20 protein-coding genes are annotated in these 23576 nt (G+C 26.5%); 1 reads left to right on the plus strand and 19 read right to left on the minus strand.

All coding sequences use genetic code 4. The annotated features are described in order from the left end of the window. Window positions 1-30: 30 nt before the first annotated feature. The 19 genes from F801_RS0101660 to F801_RS0101750 all read right to left on the minus strand — a co-directional run bounded on the left by F801_RS0101660 (window position 31) and on the right by F801_RS0101750 (window position 22497). Window positions 31-1392, minus strand: coding sequence for a BMP family ABC transporter substrate-binding protein (locus F801_RS0101660; protein ID WP_020104546.1), 1362 nt, complete (start codon window positions 1390-1392; stop codon window positions 31-33). An 85-nt stretch (window positions 1393-1477) separates the two neighbouring features. Continuing rightward, window positions 1478-2407, minus strand: a complete 930-nt coding sequence (locus F801_RS0101665) for an ABC transporter permease (protein WP_014335364.1) — start codon at window positions 2405-2407, stop codon at window positions 1478-1480. Between the two features lies 1 nt (window position 2408). After that, window positions 2409-4157 (minus strand): ABC transporter permease, encoded by a 1749-nt coding sequence (locus F801_RS0101670; protein ID WP_020104547.1) that lies wholly within the window; start codon window positions 4155-4157, stop codon window positions 2409-2411. Next, a complete protein-coding gene (locus F801_RS0101675; protein WP_020104548.1) occupies window positions 4150-5688 on the minus strand; it encodes an ABC transporter ATP-binding protein in 1539 nt (512 codons plus the stop codon). Before F801_RS0101675 ends, F801_RS0101670 begins: the two co-directional genes overlap by 8 nt. 45 nt (window positions 5689-5733) lie before the next feature. Beyond that, entirely contained in the window at window positions 5734-6414 is a 681-nt protein-coding gene (locus tag F801_RS0101680; protein ID WP_020104549.1) for a UpaP162 family type II restriction enzyme, read from the minus strand. Beyond that, window positions 6414-7655: a DNA cytosine methyltransferase gene (locus tag F801_RS0101685; protein WP_020104550.1), complete on the minus strand. Its 1242-nt coding sequence runs from the start codon at window positions 7653-7655 to the stop codon at window positions 6414-6416. The genes F801_RS0101680 and F801_RS0101685 overlap by 1 nt, the downstream gene beginning before the upstream one ends. Window positions 7656-7738: 83 nt before the next feature. Continuing rightward, complete coding sequence (lepA, locus tag F801_RS0101690; protein ID WP_013301907.1) at window positions 7739-9538, minus strand: translation elongation factor 4; 1800 nt, start codon at window positions 9536-9538, stop codon at window positions 7739-7741. A 2-nt stretch (window positions 9539-9540) separates the two neighbouring features. Further along, window positions 9541-9900: a hypothetical protein gene (locus tag F801_RS0101695; RefSeq protein WP_014335358.1), complete on the minus strand. Its 360-nt coding sequence runs from the start codon at window positions 9898-9900 to the stop codon at window positions 9541-9543. Window positions 9901-9911: 11 nt separating this feature from the next. Further along, the gene (locus tag F801_RS0101700) at window positions 9912-10184 is read right to left on the minus strand and encodes an HU family DNA-binding protein (RefSeq protein ID WP_013301906.1); all 273 of its coding nucleotides are present in this window, start codon (window positions 10182-10184) and stop codon (window positions 9912-9914) included. Between the two features lie 58 nt (window positions 10185-10242). Continuing rightward, window positions 10243-11544 carry a ribosome biogenesis GTPase Der gene (gene der, locus F801_RS0101705; protein ID WP_014335357.1) on the minus strand — a complete coding sequence of 434 codons (1302 nt, stop codon included), beginning with the start codon at window positions 11542-11544 and terminating at the stop codon, window positions 10243-10245. Between the two features lies 1 nt (window position 11545). Continuing rightward, window positions 11546-12214 (minus strand): (d)CMP kinase, encoded by a 669-nt coding sequence (cmk, locus tag F801_RS0101710; RefSeq protein WP_020104551.1) that lies wholly within the window; start codon window positions 12212-12214, stop codon window positions 11546-11548. Window positions 12215-12286: 72 nt separating this feature from the next. After that, window positions 12287-12490: a hypothetical protein gene (locus tag F801_RS0101715; protein WP_014335355.1), complete on the minus strand. Its 204-nt coding sequence runs from the start codon at window positions 12488-12490 to the stop codon at window positions 12287-12289. A gap of 2 nt (window positions 12491-12492) precedes the next feature. Further along, a complete protein-coding gene (locus F801_RS0101720; protein ID WP_020104552.1) occupies window positions 12493-13464 on the minus strand; it encodes a carbohydrate ABC transporter permease in 972 nt (323 codons plus the stop codon). Continuing rightward, window positions 13421-14431, minus strand: coding sequence for a carbohydrate ABC transporter permease (locus F801_RS0101725; protein WP_027332468.1), 1011 nt, complete (start codon window positions 14429-14431; stop codon window positions 13421-13423). Before F801_RS0101725 ends, F801_RS0101720 begins: the two co-directional genes overlap by 44 nt. Continuing rightward, entirely contained in the window at window positions 14431-16326 is a 1896-nt protein-coding gene (locus F801_RS0101730; protein WP_014335353.1) for an ATP-binding cassette domain-containing protein, read from the minus strand. Before F801_RS0101730 ends, F801_RS0101725 begins: the two co-directional genes overlap by 1 nt. Before the next feature lie 27 nt (window positions 16327-16353). After that, entirely contained in the window at window positions 16354-17313 is a 960-nt protein-coding gene (locus tag F801_RS0101735) for a thermonuclease family protein (RefSeq protein WP_020104554.1), read from the minus strand. Between the two features lie 6 nt (window positions 17314-17319). Then, window positions 17320-19494 carry a P68 family surface lipoprotein gene (locus tag F801_RS0101740; RefSeq protein WP_027332469.1) on the minus strand — a complete coding sequence of 725 codons (2175 nt, stop codon included), beginning with the start codon at window positions 19492-19494 and terminating at the stop codon, window positions 17320-17322. 155 nt (window positions 19495-19649) lie between these two features. Next, window positions 19650-21965 carry a P68 family surface lipoprotein gene (locus tag F801_RS0101745; protein WP_014335350.1) on the minus strand — a complete coding sequence of 772 codons (2316 nt, stop codon included), beginning with the start codon at window positions 21963-21965 and terminating at the stop codon, window positions 19650-19652. Between the two features lie 52 nt (window positions 21966-22017). Beyond that, window positions 22018-22497, minus strand: coding sequence for a dihydrofolate reductase (locus tag F801_RS0101750; RefSeq protein WP_013301897.1), 480 nt, complete (start codon window positions 22495-22497; stop codon window positions 22018-22020). Window positions 22498-22615: 118 nt separating this feature from the next. On the opposite strand from F801_RS0101750, the gene F801_RS0101755 reads away from it, so the two are divergent. Then, on the plus strand, window positions 22616-23470 hold the full coding sequence (locus tag F801_RS0101755; RefSeq protein WP_013301896.1) for a leucine-rich repeat domain-containing protein: 855 nt from the start codon (window positions 22616-22618) through the stop codon (window positions 23468-23470). Window positions 23471-23576 lie beyond the last annotated feature (106 nt).

Raw genomic sequence — 23576 nt, forward strand, 5'->3', positions numbered from 1 at the left:
TATTGTTGAATTTCTATCTATGAATAGATATTATGCTGTTGTAGTAGTTGTTCCGTTAATTTTTTTAATTAATTCGTTTAAAGCTTTTTCATTATCTTTTGCATCATTATCATTAATTAACATTGTAGGAATACCTAAAACACTTTTGTAATTTGTTGGATTGGCTTGAATTTGTTTTTTAAAATCTGCTGTAGCTTCATTTAAAAATTCTTGTGCTTTTACTTTATCTGCATCTGCAACTGTAGAATTAGAAACACCAACGAAATCATCTGAAATTCCTTTATAAACTGTAGCGTTTGCTGGATTTGTTAACTTGAATGATCTAAATGAACCTAAAAATTTAGAATCTTCTTTTTTTAGTCAAATATCAGTTAAGACTTCGTAAATGGTTCTTCCTAAATGTTTTTCTATTGATGTGAAAAAGACTGTAGCAGGGGAAAAAATTTTTGATTGATCTGTGTCTACACCTATTAAGTATTTTGTGTCTTTATTTGATTTTTTTATTGCATCAACCACTGAGCTAGTTAATGAACCTGCCACTGGTAAAACAAGTGAAGATTTATTTACTATTCCATTAATAAATGTAGCTGTTTTATCATTAGAAATAAAACCTGTATCAATGTTAATATTATTATCTGAAATTGTTACTTTAGCGGTTGGATTGTCATTGTTATACTTTGCTATTCCTGCTAAAAATCCCGCTATAAAGTCAGTAACTCCAGCTCCGTGTCCACCACCAAATGGAGCAATAGTTCTTTTTGCTTCATCATTTGGGAATTTATATGCTAAAAATTTAGACGACGCATACCCTGCAATAAAACCTGCTTCTTCTGTTTTATATAGTAATGAAATAAAGTGTCCTGCTTTAATTAAATCTTTATCTTCTTTTGATAAATCTCAATCTACTGCAACTATTATGACTTTTTTTTCTGCTAATAAATCGCTGTATTTTTTACCATTAGAATCGGTTTGTTTTAAAAACTTTGGAAATTCTTGTCCTTGTTGAAAACCGGTTAAAATTCAAACATTTTTATTTCCATTTAAAAAATTTTTGTACTTACCAATAAGTTCAGATTGATTATTAGTCTCTTGTGAAACTCTATCAAGATTAGTTGTTTTTTCTATTTGATCATAATGCTCTAAAACAGCTTCTCAAATTGATTGATTAAATGATTTGTCTTGTACAGTTCCGCCTGCTGTTAATAAAACTGTGTTAAAGTCAAAGTTTTTTGCTTTTTCTATTTCTGCTTGTCTATCTTTAACAAAAGAATTATCAAAAATTCTTATTATTTTTCCTTCTTTGTCAGTTTCTCCACAAGAAACAAAGGTTGCTACTGATGCTACTGTTGATATTGTTCCTGTTAAAAATAATAATGATTTTTTAAAATTCATAAATTCACCTCACTTAATAATTAAATGTACAATTTAAAAACATAATATACCATAAAAACAAAAAAAATATAAAGTTTTTGATCTTCTACCTCAATGATTTGTCATAAGGAAGACCGACTGCTTTTGGAGCAATTGTATTTTTTGATGTAAATATTAATATTATTAATGTTACTAAATATGGTAATAAATAGAAAATATTTTGATAAGTTTTAATACTTTCGAAAATTCCACTTCCATTACCTATAACTGTAGTAACTGAATAAATTAAAGAAAATATAATAGAAGCTATTGCTATATAAACAACTTTTCATCTTCCCATAATTAAAATCGTTAAAGCAATAAACCCTAAACCACTAACATTTCCACTAAAAGCTACACCTAAATATTGTGATCAGATACTACCTGCAATTCCTGCTAAAAATCCTGAGATTAAAACACCTTGTCATTTGTAGAAATTAACATTAATACCTGCAGCATCTGCAGCTTGTGGATTTTCACCAATTGATTTTAGTCTAAGACCTCATTTTGTGTACTTAAATGCTATAAAAATGAAGACAAAAATCAAAATTGTAATAACTACTTTTAAAGAAATAATATTTAAAAAATTAGAATTATCTGTAGAAGCCGCTAGTTCTTGTAAATCATACTGAAACTTTTGTGCATTTGCTCCGGTAAATCTTAAAAGTAAAACAGAAATTGATCCAGCTAATAAATTAATAGCTACTCCCGAAATTATATGATTACCCTTCAATTTTATAGTGATAAGTCCATGAAGAGCTGAAAATAACATCGTAATTAATGAAGCTAGCAATAACACAACTAGCGACATTATTGGACTAGTAGTTTTAAAAGATTGTGCTAATAAACCAAAAAACGTAGCTCCTATTATCATCATCCCGTCAATTGCTATATTAACAATTCCAACTCTTTCACTAAAAAATCCAGAATATGTAGCAATTAAAATAATGGAAACAAATAAAAAGAAGAAAATTATAATTTGATTTAGTTCAACCATATTACTCAACCTCCTTTTTAGATTTTTTACATATTTTAGCTTTAATTTTGTTTATTGTAATTATTACTTTTTCTTCTTCTATAGCTAAAAACTCTTTTAAATTCTTCTTAAATGAAGTGTTTAAAACAAAAATATTAGCTTTATGTTTTTGCTTTTGATGTTTTAACTTGTTATAACCTAAACTATCTAATTTTTCATCTAATTGTTTTCTTTTTTGATGTATCTTACTAAATTCAGCAAGTGTTTCATCATCTGATATTTTATCTTTAGTTGAATTTAGTGCTTTGATATTTTTATAATTATTTAAAAACTCATTTTCTAATTCTGTTTTCAATTTTTTTCATTCTGATTTGTGTTGTGCAATAGATTGTTTAATAATTTTTTTACTTAAACAATTATGTTTAAAATGAAGAATTAATAAACGAAGATAAGTAGGAAATAAAGCAAGATTTCGTTGGTTATATTCGTTGTTTAAATAATTTATTTTTTCTTCAATTATTTGAACTTTTGCTTCTAAAAGTTTTGAATTCTTCCCTTTTTCTGAACTAGTTTTTAACTTACTATCTTTTTCTTTTTTGAAAGCAATTCATTGTTCTTTTTGTTTAGATTTTCAAAATACCTGTGCTTTTATAAATAAATAAGCTTTATAAATGAAGGTAAGTGGTTTAAATTTTGTAAATACAATTGAAATTGCTGATAAGTAAACTACAATACCAAAAATGATAGAAATTGAATTTGAATCAAGATTATAATCAATACTTTGTAAATTGGAACTTCCACTAAAAATTATTGAATAAAATAGAGAAACTAAAATAGAACCAATTGGTGAATTATAAGCTAGAAGTGCTATTAAAATAGTGTCAAAACCTTCTTTTAGCGGTGCTCTGGCACTGAATAACATATTTTTTTGTAAAATCACGTATCATAAAAATCCAGCAACACCAGCAATTAAAGCAGAGAAGGAAAGAGAAGAAATAACAAGGAATTTTTCATTTGTTCCGGCATATTTTGAAGCATTTAAATTTAATCCTGACATTTTGATTTTGTATCCAATAGTAGTTTTTTGGAATACAAATCACATTAATGTGGCAAAAATTACCACCACAAACAACATCATAATTATAAAATTGTTGCTAGTTGTAAAGGTAGGTAAAGTGATTGATTGAGAAACATCATCACCTAAATAAAAATTTCATAGTTTAGCTGAAAATATTTGATAAAACAAATAAAAAATTATTCAATTAAGTAAAATCGTTGAAATAACTTCGTTAATTTTGAAAAATGCTTTAAGAACACCAGCAATAAAACCAATAAATGCACTAAATAAAATTCCAACTAAAAATGCTAAGAAAATGAAGCCATGTGAAACTGGTTCACCTATTTTGGCTGAATTAATTAAAATAAGTAGCGACACTCCACCAGCCGTCATCATTTGACTAGGTATTCCTATATTGAAAATTCCAGCTTTAAATCCTGTTCCTACAGCTATTCCACCAAAAGTAAATATAACAACTAACAATAAAGTGTCATAAGTTTTTAATTCTGAAAACGCAGTATTAAAAATCTCTTGGATTACTTCGGATGGTTTTGCAGTTGATGAAATAAAAATAAAAGCAATTAATAGACCAAAAAAGATAGACCATAATGAATTAAAAACTTTTCTTCTTGCTGAAATACTTTCATTATTGAAAATAAAATTCATTATTTTTGATAAATTAAATTCTTTCATTTTAGTAAAAACATTAGTCATTATGCACACCTCCCATCAATATTCCTATTTGTTCTCTTGTCATACTTTTTGCACTTCTTTTTTCAGATAGTTTACCTTTATTTATAACCATAATTGAATCTGCTAGTGCAAAAACTTCATCAAGTTCGTATGAGATTAATAAAATACATTTTTTCTTCTTTTTTTCTTCTAAAAGATAGTCATAAATCTGGTTAATAGCACCAACATCTAATCCTCTAGTTGGTTGAACAACAACTAATAATTTATGCTCTGAAAGGATTTCACGACCTACTACTGCTTTTTGTTGATTTCCACCAGATAAAGATCTTGCAAGTGCATTTCCGTTTCCGTCTCCACGTACGTCAAATTTTTCTTGAATTTCTTTATAAAAACTTTTTAAAACTTTGTTTTTTATAAAACTAAGTTTTTGAAATTTTGGATTATAAAGTTCTCTAATAATTGCATTTTCTCTAATAGTAAAATCGAGCACAATTGCATATTTATGTCTATCACCTGGAATGTGTGAAATACCTGCTTTGTTTTTGTTTTTTACTGAAAAATTTGTGATATCAACAAGCTGTCCTGAGTTGTCTAGAATCTCAATTTTTCCTTCTTTTGGCTTTAAAATTCCTGAAATTACAAGCTCAATTTCTTCTTGACCATTTCCTTCAACACCTGCAATACCTAGAATTTCTCCTTCTTTAATTTCTATGTTAATGTTGGAAATTTCTTTGTTTTGTTTAGCGAAAATATCAGTCATCCGAAAGCCTGTTTTTTCTGATAAAATTCCACTTTGATTTTTTGGTATTACAACTTTTTTACCAACCATTGCTTCTGATAATTCATCAATTTGAACATTATCTAAAGTAGGAAAATGTTTTACAACTTTTCCTAATCTAATAACTGTTGCTTCATTAGCAACCGATTTTACTTCATGTAATTTATGAGATATGAAGATAATTGTTTTTCCACTATTTTTGAAAAAACGTAGAATGTCTAAAAATCCTTCAATTTCTTGTGGATTTAACACAGCAGTTGGTTCGTCGAATACTAAAATATCAGAATCCTTGAAAAGCATTTTCATAATTTCGACTTTTTGTTGGGTCGAAACTGTTGCATCCCCAGTCTTCTGATCTAAATCAAAATGTAAATTATATTTATTTTGTAGTAGTGAAACTTTTATTCTTGCCAACTCATAGTCTACAAAAATTTTATTTTTTAAAAATTCACTACCTAAAATAATGTTTTCTAAATTTGTATAAGCATCAATTAATTTAAAATGTTGATGCACCATTCCTATTCCTAAATCTTTTGCTTCATTAGGACTCTGAATAAAGCTACTTTTTCCATTTATTTTAATACTACCTTCGGTTGGAGTATAAATTCCAAATAAAATCGACATTAATGTTGATTTACCAGCACCATTTTCACCAATTAAGGCGTGAATAGTACCTTTCTTGATATTAATGTTGATGTTGTCATTTGCGACAAATTCTCCAAACTTCTTAGTAATTTGAATAAATTCAATTGCATTTTGATTGTGGTTTAACATAGTTTGAATTATATAGTTTTTTTTTATTATTTTAAAATTAAAAAATTATTTATTGTTTTTTTTAATAATATTTATTAAAAATTCTTTAGTTAATTGGTAACTTATAGAGTTTTGGTCTAATTTTGGAAAATTTTTTGATATTAATAATCTTCCTGAATTTTTATTAAAAATTGAACTTCAATTTCTATGATCTTGTTTATGCCCTTGTTGAAAATCTACTTCCTCTAGAAAGAAAGAATAGATGTTATTAATAATAATTTTTCTCTGCTGATCTTTTAAAGATTTACCAAATTTATAATTTATTTTTAAAATTAAGTAAGCTTTAATTTGTTCAGGATTTTCTTGTACATAGTCATTATGCAATAAATTCAAAGCTGCTATAGCATTGTTATGTGAATTAAGTTTTTCTACTTTAATATTTAACATAACAAAAATATTTCTAAATATAGCATATGAGTCATAACTAGATTGAGTTGTACTTATCTGTTTTTTATGAATAATAACTTCATTTTCTTTGTGATTTTTTGTATAAATAGATAGTTTGCTTGTTAAAAATTCTTCAATTATAAATCCTATAGCTGTTGAAGATTCAATGCAATTATTTTCATCTTCTAATAAGTTGTAATCTTCCAATTTTAAAACTAACTCGTTGCCATAAACCTTAAAAATCTGTTTTGCATAATTTTCAACTTTGCTTTGTAATACTTTTAAATTTCTATAGTACATTATTTTTCGTCCAAACTTTTTTTAATCGCAAATCCAATTGCTTTTGCTAGTAACGGAGGAACAGCATTTCCTATTTGCACAAGTTGTCATTTTTTAGAACCTTTAAAAATAAAGTCATCTGGGAAAGATTGCAAAGCTGCTAATTCTCTTGGTGTTAAAACTCGTGGTAATTTTGGATGGATATTTACACCACCATGATTTTCTTTAATTGTACAGCTAGGTTCATTTCAAGGAGATTTCTTCCACCCATCTGAATAGTTTTTATAAACACTTTGTCCTTCAGGAGTATTTTTGATTCTTTCTTGCATTTCTTTTGAATGTTTTGTAAAAATATGATTTATTTCTTTATTTTCTTCTAAATACATATATTTTTCAATACATTCACCAAGAGTTTTATATTCTTTTTGTTGTAATATAGGTTTTGGGAAATAATTAATTTTGTTAATTTTATTTGCTATAAAAATTACTCTTTTTCTTGTTTGAGCAACTTCATAATCTGCACTATTTAAAGTGGTGACATTTATCTGATATCCTATATTTTTATAGTCATTTATTATTTTTTGTTCTACTTGTCCATTTAACATTGTTCTTAAACCTTGAACATTTTCCATAAGAACAAATTTTGGTTGTAAATTTTTAACTATTTCTAACATTTCTAGATATAGACTATTTCTTGGATCATCAACTACTCTATTTCCTGCCATAGAAAAACCTTGACAAGGAAATCCTCCTACTATTAAATCGATATCTGTATCTTTAAATTTATTATAAAGTTCTTCTTTTACTTTAACATCTCTAATATCTCTAGTTTCGATAAGTTCTTCTTTTTTCTTTCTGTTTTGGAAATTATATACATAAGTTTCTACTGCGTCAGGCATAATTTCAACACTAGCTATTGGTTCAAAACCTGCCATAACTAAACCGCAAGATAATCCACCTGCGCCTGAAAATAGGTCTATAAATTTATAACCATTTTTATAATTAGAATTTCAACCATCTAATTTATTCATTTCTTTTAGCACATCAATGAACTGAACTTTTTCTTCAATTTTTCCTATTTTTTTATTACTACTAGCTTCTTTTTTATAGGATAATTTTCAATCTTGATAATGTGAGTCTAAAATTAAACATTTATTGTTTTGTTTTGTAGAAATCAAACTTTTTTTAGCTATTTCTTTTCTAATGAATTTTTGACTCACAGATTCTAATTTAGCAATTTCTGAAATTTTATAATATTTCATTTTAGACTCCTTTACATTGTTTATTGTACAAAAAATTTTTCTTTAACTTTAAACAAAAAATAAAATCATATATTAATATGATTTTATTTTTTGTTATCTGTATCTGTTTTTAAAACAGCTAAAAATGCTTCTTGAGGAACATCTACTGTACCGAAGGATTTCATCCGTTTTTTACCTGCTTTTTGTTTCTCTAAGAGTTTTTTACGACGAGTAACATCTCCGCCGTATAATTTCGCTGTAACATCTTTACGATATGCTTTGATGGTTTCTCTTGCAATTACTTTTGAACCAATAACTGCTTGAACTGGCACTTCAAAGGAATGTCTAGGAATTGTTTCTTTTAATTTTTCAGTTAATTCTCTTCCTTTTTTATAAGCAAAATCTTTATGAACAATAATTGAAAGTGCATCTACTTTTTGACCATTTAATAAAATATCAAGTTTAATTAGATTTGATTCTTGATAACCAATTACTTCGTATTCAAAAGAACCATAACCTTTTGACATTGATTTTAATTTGTCAAAAAAATCAAAAATGATTTCAGATAAAGGCAGAATATAAACTAATTTTCTTCTTGATTTGTCTATATATTCTAAGGATTCATAAACCCCTCTTTTATCTTGACACAAACCCATTATCGAACCTAAATATTCTTCAGGAACAAAAATTGTTGCTCTTATATAAGGTTCTTCTATTTTTTCAATTTGTGTTGGTTCAGGGAAAAAACTTGGATTTGAAATAGAAACAACTTCTTTATTAGTTTTTGTAATTCTAAATTCTACTGAAGGAGCAGTTGCAACTATTGATAAATTAAATTCTCGTTCGAGTCTTTCTTGTAAAATCTCCATATGTAAAAGACCCAAAAATCCAATTCTAAAACCAAATCCTAAAGCTTTTGAAGACTCAGGTTCGTAACTAATTGAAGAATCTGAAAGCGAAATTTTTTCTAATGAATCTTTTAGTAAATTATAATCTTGTGAATCAACAGGATAAAACCCTGTATAAACTACGGGCTTTAATTTTTTATAACCAGGAAGTGCTGCTTTTGCTGGATTTGCAACTAAAGTAATAGTATCACCAACAGAAACATCCTTTGCGTTTCTAATTGAAGCTGCAATTCAACCCACTTCACCTGCAACAAGCTCTTCTTTTTTAAGCTCTTTTGGAGTTCTTACCCCTAATTCAATCACACCAAACTTCTTACCATTTGCCATGAACTTAAATTCGTCACCCACTTTAATAGAACCTGAAACAATTCTTACTAAAATAATTACTCCTCTGTAAATATCAAAATAAGAATCAAAAACTAGAGCTTTTAATTCTTTTTCATTTTCAACCACTTTTGGAGCTGGAATTTTATTAATAATTGCTTCTAAAACAGCTTCAATATTTGTACCATTTTTAGCAGAAATTAAAATCGCATCATCTGTTGGAATACCAATAGCATTTTCTATTTCTTCTTTAACTCTGTCAACATCAGCTGCTGGCAAATCTATTTTGTTTATTATTGTAATTATTTCTAAATTATTTTCTATCGCTAGATAAACATTAGCAAGTGTTTGAGCTTCAATTCCTTGAGTTGCATCCACTAGTAATAAAGCACCTTCAGTAGCAGCTAATGAACGTGAAACTTCATAAGTAAAATCCACATGACCTGGAGTATCAATTAAATGAAAAATATAGTCTTTATAATGAAGTTGAACTGCGTTGAGTTTTATAGTTATTCCACGTTCTTTTTCAAGATCCATAGAATCTAAGTGTTGGGCTTGAAGTTCTCTTTTTTCAACTGCATTAGTCAATTCTAAAATACGATCTGCTAAAGTTGACTTACCATGATCGATATGAGCTATGATAGAAAAATTTCGAATCTTTTTGACATCCATAATTATTTGTTAATTGGTGTAAAAAATGTGGATGATTGAACAGTGGAGATTAAGGATTGTTGATTAGCGTTGGCTTTATAATGAATTTCAGCTACTGGACGGATTGAATCATTGTGAATATCTTGTTGTGATCAAATGATAGCTCAAACAATAACCACGATTGCAATCACGATTATAGAAACTAACAAAAAGAACAGTGCAACTCTTTCTGCTTTGTGTCTTTCTTTAAATCTTAAAAATCTCTTATAAAAGATAATGTTTTCTTTTGGTTCTTGACCTTCAACATCTAATTTAATTGGATGTGTTTGAATATTAGTATCTTCGATGAAGTACTCTTTTGCTTCTTTTTTAAATTTTGCCATTTTAACAACTTTTATTTCAACATATCTTTTAGATTTTTAGAAGGTTTAAATTTTGCAACCATTTTGGCAGGAATATTAACTTCAGATTTTGTTATAGGATTAATTGCTGTACTTTGTTCTTTAAAAACACCTTGGAATGTTCCAAATCCTGCAATTACAACCTTATCCCCTCTTTTAATTTGGCTTGTTACAATATCAAAAAATGAGTTCAAAACTGCTTCAGTGTCTTTATGTGTAAGTTGAGTTTCATCTACTATTAAGTCTAATAATTCTTTTTTGTTCATAATGATTTCCTTTGCTTTGTTTGGGTTAATAAATTATTTATATTTTACTTTATTTTCTTTATTTTTCTTTTTTATTTTTATAAATTATTTTAATTGGACAACCTGAAAAACCAAAATAGTTTCTAAATTGATTTTCAATATATCTTTGATAAGAAAAATGAATTAAATTTTTATCATTAACAAAAAATAAAAAAATAGGAATATTTGCTTGAATTTGTTGAGCAAATTTAATATTTAATTTTTTTCCACGAACACTTGGTGGAGGTTGTAACATTTGAATATCTAAAATGAATTGATTAAGGGCATTAGTAGAAACTTTTTTATCTAAATTATTCTTGACTTCTAAAATTGTTTCTCTTAATTTAGAAATTCTACTTCCTGTTTGTGCTGAAATAAAACAAATTGGAGCTCAGTCTAAAAACTTGTAATTTTGCTTCATTTTCTTCATAAAAATGTGCTGAGTGTTTGTTTCTTTTTCAATTAAATCTCATTTATTTACTACTAAAATTATTGGTTTTTGTTTTTCAAAAGCATAACCTGCTAAACGAGCATCAAAATGTGATAATTCTTGTGTAGCATCTATTAAAATCAAAGATAATTGAGCATCATCTAGTGAATTAAAAGCTCTTAAAAGTGCATAAAAATCTACAGATTGGGCAATTTTGGATTTTCTAATAATTCCAGCAGTATCTATAATTTCAAAATCTATTTTGTCAATTTTAATAAAACTAGAAACTGAATCACGTGTTGTTCCTGCTATTGGAGAAACAATGGAGCGATTTTCATTTGCTAATTTATTTAATAAAGTAGATTTTCCAGCGTTTGGTTTTCCTATAATTGCCAACCTAAATGCTTCATTTTCTTTCTCTTTTGTAAAATCTAAACTTCTAATTGTTTCATCTAATAAATCACCAACTCCTTCTCCATGAATAGCTGAAATTGGAAAAATATGTTCAAAACCTAGTGAATAAATTGAAGTATCAAAAAATTTGTTTCCTTCTAGTTTATTAGCTGCGATTAAAACTTTTTTGCTTGATTTTCGAAGCAAATCTATAACAAAATGATCATCTGAATCTATTTCAACTCTACCATCTACTAAAAAAATAATTAAATTTGCTTCTTCTATTGCTATTTGAGTTTGAATTCTAATTTGTTCTTGAAATGATTTGTTTTCTATTTCAATTCCGCCTGTGTCTATGAGATAAAATTCCTTTCCTGCTCATTCAACTTTTGAATAAATTCTATCTCGAGTAACGCCAGGGCTATCGTGAATTATTGAAACCTTTTTTCCTACTAATTTGTTAAATAATGTAGATTTTCCTACATTTGGTTTACCAATTAGAGCAACAATGTTCTTCATTTTATAGTAATTTCTGTTCTACAAGTTTACAAATTTGACTTACTACTTGATCAAAAGTTAAATTTGTTGAATCAATAAAAATTGAATCTTCTGTTTTATGAAGAGGATTAACTTTTCGATTCATATCATTTTGATCTCGTTTTTCAATTTCTTCTAAAATACTTTGAAAATTGGTTTCTAAATTAAGTTCTTTGTTTTGTTCAACTCTTCTTTTAGCTCTCACATTTGAATCAGCTCATAGAAAAATTTTTAATTCTGCTTGAGGCATAACAACAAAAGTAGTGTCCCTACCTTCCATTATTATTCCTTTGTAATTTTGTTGAAAATCTTTTAAAATATCAACAATTAACTCTCTTATTTTTGGAAACTTCGCTATTAATGAAGCATTTTTAGAAATAATATCTAATCTTAATTCATCATCTACTTTTTGCTTTTCTAGTAAAATAGAACCATCTTCTAAAAGTTGTAATAAAGAATTATTCCAGTGTTTCAAAATTGATTTCTCATTATCAATTTTTACTTCATTTTTATAACAAAAATAAGCAATGACTCTATACAATGAACCAGTATTTACAAATAAATAATTATATTTTTTTGCGATTGTTTGAGCTATAGATGACTTTCCAGCACCTGAAGGTCCATCAATAGCAATATTAATTTTTTTGTCCATATAACTCCAATTATTGTTAATATTTAATAATAACAAATTTTAAGTTTTTACAAACACAAAAATTAATTATTCTTAGATTGTACCTGTTTGACCTATAGAAATAAAGACAGAAATTAGTCCATAAATAGCTGATATGACAAGAGCTAGACCAACACAAATCACTAATCCGACTGCAAAATATTTTCACAAAGTTTTTAAATTAATTTTGGCTATAGAAGTTTGATTTTGTTTACGTAGTTTGAGTTTTAAATTGTTTAAATAATATTCAAAATTCATAATTATCCTTTAATTGTTGAACCTTGTTTTGAAATAGCATTTAAAATTCTTTTTCTAAATCCAAAATAGATTATAAACATCGGCAGAATTGCTAAAATAGCTCCGGCCATTCTAATATTTTTTAAAAATGGAATTTGACCCTCATCTTCTGCTGGATTTCTACCCACATCTAGTAATCAAATATTAATAACTTTAATATTAGAATTTCCTTCTAAAATCAATAGTGGTCATAATAATCCATTTCAAGCTGCAAAAGCTGTAAGAATACCCACTGTTCAAATTGTTGGACTAACAAGTGGTATAGCTACCTTGAAAAAGAAGGAAATATTTGAACATCCATCTACCATAGCTGCTTCTTTAATTCGATCTGAGATTTCTTCAAATGCATTTCTAAACATAAATCCAGAAAAAACTGATGCTGCAAAAGGTGCAACTAAAGCTAAAATGGTACCTGGTTGCTCATTTCAAAATAAAATAATAACAACACGATATTGACCAATTAATAAAGCTGTTTCTGGTAATAATAAAATGGATAAAAAGATTAATCAAGAAGTTTTTTTGTATTTTCACTTTTTAAGTGAAAAAGCATAACCAAATGTCATTGAAAAGAAAATTTTTCCAATTACTGAAATTAAAGTGATTAAAATTGTTCAACCTAAAGCTTGACCATAACCTTCTTGAAAAGCTGCAGAAAAATTACTTCATTCTAAAGAGCGTGGATAATAAATTTGAACTCTTGAATCAATAACTTGCTCTTTGGGAGCTAGTGCATAAGTTATCATAAAATAAAAAGGAAAAATGATGAAGATACCAAAAATAAATAAAACTACAAATTTAAATATAAAAGAAGCAACATTTTTTCATATTGAGGTTTCTTTTACTTGTGAAGAAATTAACTCTGCTGCTCTTCTAGTTTTTAAAATTGCTAACTTATTTCTTAAGAAAATGAGAAGCTTTAATTTTGTTCCGTACATTTCTTTCTCCTAATTTTCATATGATCAATAAAATTGTGTTTATTCCTTTTTTGAGCACAATTGAAAGAGCTAAACCATAAATAAACAAGTAAATTGTGGAAACTCCAGCGAATGTGAAGTTTGAGCTTCTAACTTGCTTGTAAATATAAAGTAAAATTGTTGAACCACCATTACTTTGGGCAATATCTGCATCAGAAAAAATACCAATTGGAAAGACTTTGATACCTCCGATTATTCCCATTGTTATTAAAAAATTAATTGTTCTAGATACTGAAGGAAGTGTTATTTTAAAAAATTGCTTAAATGAACTAGCCCCATCAATTGAAGCTGCTTTATACAATGTTGGATTTACAGATAACATTGCAGTTGTTAAAATTAAAACTTGAAAAGCAAGTGAACGTCAAATTCCTGAAAACAATATAACTACTAATGCATAAAACGAATTTGCATCTCCACTATTTAGTCATCTTGTTTTACTATTGAATAAATTATTTACAAATCCACCTTCTGTTGCAAAAACATAAGAAAAAGCTAAAGAAACAGCAATTCCTGATGTGACATATGGTAAGAAGAAAATTGTTTGTCAAAAACCTCTTACCCATTTACGATAAATACTTGCAATTGTTGAAGAAATTAAAAGCGAAATCATTAAAGTAATTGGAAGAGAAACAATAGCAAAAATTGTTGAATTCCTTATTCCTAATTGAAAAAATGGATCTTCTAAAACATCACTAAAAGCTGAAAATCCAAAGTGAACTAAAGACTTGTTATTTTCATCTTCATTTAATATCACTGATTCTTTAACAGCATAGATAAAAGGAAGTAAAGTAAAAAGTAAAATTATTAAAATTGAAGGAAGCAATAACAAAAATGGTTTTCAAAATTTTTGTTGCTTATAAAGGATTCCAAGCTCAAAATGTGTTTGTTTTTTTAACAATTTTAAACGCAACTTGTATCACAAATTCATTATAACCTCTCTCTTGTTTCAATATCAAAAAGATGAAGTTTAGAACTGGAAAAATTGAAGAAAATTTCCTCATTTTTTTTATAGTTTTCTTTATTTTTCAAGAAAATATTAAATGTTTCTACATTATCAACAACAACTTTGGCTAGAATTTCTTTTCCTAAATATTCAACAGAATCTATTGTTGCTTTAAACATATACTTATCTTGTTGAGTTTCAATCAAATCTTCCGCTCGGATTCCAACTCTGATTTTGTTTTGTTTGTAAACTATGCTTCTTTTTGCAAGAATATCCACTAAAAATGAAAATTTTATATCAGTTAAATCTGCTGTAAAAATTGACATTTCAGGAACACCTAAAAATTTTGCAACGAACTCATTTTTTGGATAATTATAAAGTTCTAAAGGAGAACCTATTTGTTGAATTTTTCCTGTAGACATACAGACAATAACATCTGATATTGACATTGCTTCTTCTTGATCATGAGTTACAAAAACTGTTGTTATTCCTATTTCAGATTGAATTTTTTTAATTCATTGTCTTGTTTGAACTCTTAGTTTAGCATCTAAATTAGAAAGTGGTTCATCCATTAACAAAATTTGTGGTTGTCTAACAATTCCTCGTGCAATTGCAACTCTTTGTTGTTGACCACCAGAAAGTTTTGTTGGTTTTTTATGTAAATTTTTTGTAATTTCTACTTTTTCTGCTGTTTTTAATATTTCATTATTAATTGCTGTTTTTAAAGAAATATCTTCTGCTTTGAACTTTTCATATTCCTCTTTTTGAGCTGGTGATAATTTATCCAAATTTAACGAAAATTTTTGAATTAGGTTTTTTTCGTATTCTAAATAAAGATTTAAAGTTATTTCTTTACTTTTTTGAATATTTTTTTTAGTTTGTTTTAATTCAATTAATTCAGAAGATTTTTTAATTCTTTGTTTTTCAGCTTTAATTTGAAGCAATAATGTCTTTTTTTGTTGTTTAAAATCAGTTTTTATTTTTTTAAGATTGAAAGAAAAATAATTTTGAAGATCTTGAGTATTTGTGATTGATTCAAAATTTATTATTTCTTTTTTTGCTTCTTTTCTCTTTATATTTATTAATTTTAAACCAGTTAAAAATTCGCGAAATGAAAATTCAAGTCTATTCAAAAATGAAGAAAAAGGAAACTTATTTTGAATTTTAGTTTTTAAGAAATTAGTGTATTTTTGTTGTTTAATTTCTGCTAATTTTTTAATGGTTTTTTCATTTAATTTTTTAATTTCTGCTTCTTTATAAAGTTCGATTAATTGTCTTTTATTATTAAGCTCAAATAAAAGTTTATAAAGATTAGATTTTGAGTTGTTATAATGTTTTTCAACTTTTTTGTAAACATCAAAATGATTCAAAATTAGCTTATTGTATTCTTGAATTTCTTCACTAGTGCAACCATTAGCTTTTAAAACAACAATATTGGCTTGATGTCTTGCATATAAAGATTTTTCTCTTGTTTTTTGTTTTCAAGCACTATCATTTGTTAGTGGAAAAGCAATATTGTCATAAACATTTAAATGAGGATAAAGTGCATAATTTTGAAAAACTAGACCTAATTTTCTATCTTGTGGAGTACTTTTAGTAACATCTAGACCTTCAAAAAATATTTCTCCTGAGGTTGGTGTAATAAGTCCTGCTATTGCATTTAAAATTGTGGTTTTCCCCGATCCAGATGGTCCTAATAATGTTAATAAAATCCCTTTTTTGATTTTTAAGTTAATTTTGTCAACTGCTAAAGTTTCACCAAAATCTATTGTTAATTCCTTTATTTCTATAGCTCAATTATCTTCTTGAGTCTTAAATCACTTGTCTGTTTTTTCTTTTGTTTCTTTAATAAAATTAATTTTTTCTTGGTTAACTTGCATAATAAACTTCTCTCTAAAACTAAGAAATTAAGGTTGAGTCTTTGCTCAGTTATAATAATCTATTATATTTTCATTTTCAGTTTCTGGTGTTTTTAAAAAATTTAAAAGATTACCTGTTCCTCTTGTCACAAATACAGTTGACATCATATTTAAAATAGATTTTGTAGATACATCTGAATTTAATAATTTATAAAATCCAAACTTTTTGTTAATTGCGTTTTCTATGACAGCAGATTGTGCTAAACCTCAATAATATTTTGTGGCTTGTTCTGAAATTACACTTTTGTAATCTCCTGTTGTAACTGAAAAACCTGCTTGATTTGCTTCAACTGAATAATTTCTGTATATGCCATCATGTCCTATTAAAATTGTTCCAACATATCTTTCATATGATTTTTTAACTTCACCAGAAAATAGGAAAGTAACTTTTGAGCCAACAGGAATTAATTTTTGCGCAAAGTTTGTAGCATCTGTAGCAAATTTATGCTCTAAACCTTGAGTTTCAACATATTGATTTCCTTCTTTTTTACCTTTTTCAGGAGTATCAACGTCTTTAATTCTAACATTAATTTGTTTATCTCAGCCTGTTTGGTTTAAAGCTATTGTTGGTGTATCACCATCGTTTCATTTTACTATTGTTGCAGCCAAAGCTGTAAAACCTTTTTCTTTTGAAGGAAGTGAATATGCTAATCCATCGTATCTTTTTTTATCTTCTTGTGTTCATACATATGAGTGATTTAAAAATTTGGATATTTCTTTAAAATATTGACTTTGTGGATTTTCAATATCTTCTAGAGGAGATTTTTCAAAAGTATCTAATCTAAAACCAATTTTAGGTGTTGAAGCATTTGATTGAGAATCAATGTGTTTAATGGTTTGTTGAGCAAAATTTAAATTATCACCACAAGAGACTAAAACAATAGTGGGTAAAAAAGAGATTATAGGAAGAAAAAAGAAGGATTTTTTATATTTAAAATTTGTTTTCATTATTAACTATTTTTTAAATAATGGACCCAAATTTTGTTTTAGTAGCTCTAAAAATTGATCAAAAGTAACTGTTTTATTTGATGAACTTGAATTTTTATTAACCACTGCATTAAAGGTAGTTACTAATGATTCTCTAAATGGACTTGATTTTGCATCAACAGCATCTTCTTGAATTATAAAATTGTTTGGATCATCTTTTGCTTTTTTAAGAACATCAAATGCAGTTTTAGCACCTCTAGTTAATTTTGGATTTGTTTCTGAAAGTGATGAATTTGTTAAATTAATGTAATTAGTTGAAACTTTGAAAAATTCATATGGAGTTAATTGTTTATGATTAGCATCTCAATCTTCTTTAGATCTTAATAATCAATTTACAAACTCAACAGTTGCTTTATCTTCTTTATCTGAAGCATGAATACCAATTAAATTAGGACCTTGTAAAGGAACAACAAATTTTTTATTTTTAGAAGAAAATTTTTTTGGAGATTCTAAAGAAATTAATTCATCCTCATTTAATTGGCTTGAAGAAGTTTTTTCAATTAATTTATTGGAAGCTTTATTTATAAAGAAAAGACTAAAAGAGTTTCTTCCAGCTATTTGATTTCCTGCTTTTAAAATCACATCATTACCAATATTATTTGAAGTTACAAAATCAGCAAAAGATTTATCTGAACTAATTCAATAAGATTTGTCTGTTTCTAAAAGTTCTTTAATTTTGGTCCCTGCTTCGTCATCTACTTTTAAAGAATTTTTTACAGGTTTAGTTGGTAAATCAGAATTTAAGTAAATTGGTAAAACATTTCTTTTTGTTAAATCTTTTACATAAGCTATTGCTTTTTCTTGAGGTCGAGTAGATGTTTTTAATAATTCATAAGTATATCTTGTATCTACATTTTTAACTATTTTTTTATCTTTGTTATCTGTTGTTTTTAAAGTTGTTTCTAGTTGGAAAACTTTGTTGTTTTTTGCTGAACTATCTTCAACAAAGCTATGTGAATAACCTGCAGTTGAACCAGTGAAAAAAAGTAGTTGGTGATTTTTTAAAAAGTCTGAAGAATATTGACCTTTTTCTGTAATTAAAATTGTTTCATCTTCTATTCCTGGATATAGTAAATCTCAAATTTGTTTGAAATTTTTGTAACTATTGGAATTTTTATCTCTATATTTTGTAAAGTTTGCTTTTTTATCAGTTACTGATACAACTTCATTTTCTTTGTTACCTTCACTTATTGAAGAAGATAAAACAAATACTGTGTTTGCAATCGAATCAATTCCCATAACATTTGCAGCACTATTTAAAGGATTATTTTCTTCTTTTGCTTGAGGGAATGATTTTTTAACTCTTCTTGCTAAATCAATTAAATCTGTGTAATTTGAAAAAGCTGCTTTAGAAAATTCGTAACCTCCCAATCCACCTTCTTCTTTACTAAAATGTTTATATTCTTTTCAATTTTTCTTAATTTGAGTAATATCGTCTGCTTTTTTCTCATCTTTTGCCATATCTTGATATTTTTTAAAGAATTCAGCATCTTCTGATTTGATAGTTGCAGGAGTTGGACTTGCTTTAGTAGCTTCATTAATAATAAAACCTAAAAGAATTCCATCAATACTTAGTAATTCAGAAGATTTACCCATTGGAATAGAGTAAATTCCGTTTGTTGTTATTCCTGGAATATAAGTATTGTTTTTTAAAAAAATATCTGATATATTTTGTTTTAAAAAATTGTTAATTTTATTTTGATCTTCTGTGTTTTTGGAACTATTATCTCTATCTAAAACGAATGGTAGTGTCATATTGTAAGAATTAATAGTTGCTAAAACAGAGTCATAATTAAAAATTAAATTTACTAAAGATGTTTGATCTTTGGCTTTTAGTTTTTGTGAGATAGTTTGAGCTGCTCCGCCGTAACCATTTTGAAATTCTGCTTGAGTAGCTTTGAGATAATTTGGAAAACTTGCTTTTCTAGTTGCATCAGTGTCAAATGAATTTCATTTGGAAATAATTTGATTAATTGCTTTTGCTTCTCTTCCTGCAGAAGAAAAAGAATAACCCAATTTAATTAAATTATCATCTTTTTGATCAAATCTGGTATCACCACAAGATATTAAAGCTAAAACTGGTGAAAGAGCTAATGTTGCTAATATAATTTTTTTAGTTTTGTTAATAAAAGATTTCTTCATACTTTCCTCATTTTTTAAATAAAAAAACTCAGTAAAAGCTTTTTTGAAAACAAAATAAAGGCTTTTATTGAGTTTTGTACTTATCATACGTTTATTATATATTATTTTTCAAAAATGAAACTTTTTTTGATTAAGAAATTGATACTGCTAAAAAATTATTTAATTTTTTTAGGAGAAAATAAGTCTTTAAGATTTTTTACAAAAGTCTCGTAATTATGTGGTGTATTTGGTGAAGATTTTATTTGGTTTGAATAACTAATAAATGCTTTTGTAATATTTGTTCTTAATTCTCCTGATAAACTACCAGCTGGTTCAGAAAATACAACATTTTCTTCTGGATGGAGTTTAACATTTTGGAAAGTATTAAAGAGTAATTTAAATAATCTATTTTGTGGGAATTTTGATGAATCATCTGGATTACTACTTAAATTATCATTAGTTGGTGCTAAATAATTTCCTCTAAATCCAAGATATTCATTTGCTGTTCCTTGGAAAGTTTTTTCTGGTTCACCTTCTTTTTCTTTATATTTAAAGCTTTGTTTTTCACTAATAAATCATTTTAAGAAATTAGCAGTTGCTAAATCTTCTTCTTTATTTGCATGAATTCCAATCAAACCAGGACCTTGGAAAGTAACTAATTTTTTTGTACTATTTATATCTTTTTTATTTGGTTCAATTAGGAAATGAATTTCATCTTCGTTTAAAGATTTATCAGCATCTAATTTTTTATAAACCACTGTTTTATCTATATTAATTCATTCCAAAGTTGTAGCACTTGAATCAAGTAAATTTAAGTTATTAAATGCTTTAAATTCGGTTGGAATTTCTTTTTTAAAACTCTCAGGTTTGTTGAAGAAATAAGCTTTTCATTGAGTATTTTTTGCTTCATTTTTTGAAGCATTTGGTTTATTTAAAGAATTAATTAAATTTAAAAATTCTGTATTTGAATCCAGTTCTCTAACTTGAGCTGAAGTAGGATTTGCATCTCAAGTTTCAACTGATAATTTGTTATTTGATTGTTTAACAGCATAGCTTTTGAATTTAAGCATATAATTTGTTTGAGTATTGTTGCTGTTGTATGTTCATCAACTTCCTGTTGGAACACTGGATTTGTTATTTATTGAAGTAAATTTAAACAATATTCCATGCTCAGCTTCTTCTTTAGTAGGTGAAAATGCAGCATAAACAGGTGTTGAACTTACATCTAATGAATTTTTAATTCTTGTTTTTAATAATTCTTTTTGGGTGACAGGATCTTTTAGAAATTCTAAAATGTCAATTCTGTCTAGTGGAGTTGCAAATCTGTTTTTGTAATTTGAAGTTGTTGTTATTGCAAATAGCATATGATGATCATTTAAATAAGTATTAGAAGGAGGATTTCCTTGGACTAATCCATAAAAATAGATAGCATCTTCTTTTAATAATTTATCTATTTGATTAAAAGTTTTAAGAGCAGTTTGGTATCTTGGTGATATTTTATCGTCTAAAAATGTTGCATATTTTATAACTGTATCTGAATCATTTTTTGCATTTGGTTTTTTTTCTAAACTAAATAAAAATTTACTAAAATCAGCATTTGCATTTGCAAAAGCTATAGAATAAAGTGAATTTCCTATATCATCAACTCCAATAATGAATTTTTTGTCTTTATTTTTGTTTTTAGATTCTTCAAAATTGTTAGGAAATGATTTTCTAATTCTAGAAATTAAATCAAAAAAATCTTGATAATTTTCTAAACTACTTTTAGAAAATTCATAACCTTCTAAACCACCTTGTTCAAGTGGAATTGGAACATAATCACCTCATACTTTTTTAATATATTCGGTGTCAGTTTTTTCTTTATCTAAATTTTCAAATCAAATTTTATCTTCTTGTTTTATTGTTGCTTTTTTAGTACCTTGTGTTGTAGCTTGTTGAACTACATAATTCAAAACAGGTCCATTAACTAGTAATGTTCTTGAAGATTTTAAACTAGGAATTATTCAATATTCCTTTGGATTTAATCCTGCAATTTCTTTGCTTTCTTGAAGAAATTCAGGTGGAAAAGTTGTTTTTATTGCATTTTGCAAACTTGGAAAATCTGAATATTTTAAACTCATATCATATTGGGATGCAACAGCAGCTAAAGTAGGATAACCAAAAATTAAATTAACTAATTGGTTAGCGTTTTTTGCTTTTAATTTTAACTCTAAAGCATTACCTTGTTCTGCATAAGTTTGCGCAAATTGTCGATTTAGTGTTATTGGATAAAATCCTTCTTCTTTGTTTTTAACTTTTTCACTTTCATTTCAAAGCTTAACAATTTGATCTAATGCTAAAAACCTTCCTTCTCTACTATTAAAAGTGTGAGCAATCACTAATTTATGGTCATTTACTTGATCAAATCTTGTTTGGCAAGAAGCAAAAAATGCTACTGGCAACACAAGTGCAGTAGCACCTAAAAAGCTTCTTAATTTGCTTTTTAAGTTCATAATTCCTCCATTTTTTTAAATATTTTTTTAAACCAAAAAAAATTTTATCAAATTACTTTGTCTTTTTATATTTTTTTACTATAAATTTTCCTTTATCTTTTGAAGAAATTTCTTCAAATTTTTCTCATTTTAGTTCATTTAAAAAAATATCACCAGAGTGTTCTCCCTTGATAAAGGAAATTATTAATTGATCACACTCATTTATAATGCTTTTGTACAAAGTATATCCTCCTGAAACAAACAAATGTTTACTAGGATGATTTTGATATTCTTTAATTAGATTAGAAAAATTATTTATTGTTTTCACATTTTCATTTTCGTAATTAAAATTTTTATCATCACTAACAATATAAATTTTGCTTCATTTTTGAAGTGATTTTGGTAAAGTAAAGAAAGTATTTTTTCCTACTAAAATATCATGATGTTTTGTTTGTTCTCTATAAAAATCAAAGTCTTCTTTTACATACCAAGGTAAATCATCGCCTTTTCCTATTAAATTATTTTTGCCCATGGCTAAAATTGAAATTATCATGTTTTTTCCTTTAAAGTCAAAATTATATTTTATAAAGTAAATCTTCTAAAAAATTATTAAAAATATGAAGAAATTTAAATTAATCTTAAGGCTTTTTGTTTATTTTTAGTAAAATAATATGACTATGAAAAAACAAGTAAAATACTTATTAAGTACATTAGTAATTACAACTCCAATAATAACTCTCATTTCCTGTGGTTCAACAGCAAGTTTTTCTTCTCAATTTTTAAGTGGAGATCAAGCTAATATAGACAAATATGTAAAAATTAATCCAACTATTGAAATAAATGGACCTAACAACACAAAAACTAATTATTTTTCTTTTACTTTAGATTTATCCTCTACTAATTTAACAGAAATTCCTGAAAATGCTTTTTATAGTGCTGAATCAAGAACATACACTAAAGCAGGAACAGGAGATCAAAAAAATATTTCTGTTGTTTATTATTTATCCAAAATTATTTTCCCTGCAAGCTTAAAAACTATAGAAAAAAGAGCTTTTTTCTTAGATCCAGCGATTTATAATGAACAACAAAGAAAACTTGAACTTGATTTTTCAAAAGCTACTGCACTGACCACAATTAAAAAACAAGCATTTAAAAATAATCAAATTTCTTCTTTAGTCTTACCAAATAGCCTACAATCTATAGAAGATGAAGCTTTTGCAAGTTCAAATATTCAAAAAATCTCTTTTGCAATTCCACAATCCAATGTGGAATTATCAAAAATAGGAGTTGGTGCATTTTTTAATAATCAATTAACTAATTTAGATTTAGAAAAAGCAAAAAATTTAACTTCTATTGCAAAAGCAGCTTTTAAAAAGAACAAAATTTCTTCAATTAAACTACCTACAGAATTCATAAACCAATTAACTATAAATGAAGAAGCTTTTTCAGAAAATCCAATCAAAAAAGAAGATGTTGTGATAACAGACAAAGACAAAGTAATTTTTGACGCAAGTGCTTTTAAATAATTTTTAAAAATTTGTATATAACACTGATCTTATCAGTGTTATTTTTTTATTTTTTTTAAAACACCTAAAAAAGAAAATGAACAAAAACAAAGCAAAAACAAGCAAA

The sequence above is a fragment of the Mesomycoplasma hyorhinis ATCC 17981 genome, assembly GCF_000383515.1.
Lineage (GTDB): Bacteria > Bacillota_I > Bacilli_A > Mycoplasmatales > Metamycoplasmataceae > Mesomycoplasma > Mesomycoplasma hyorhinis.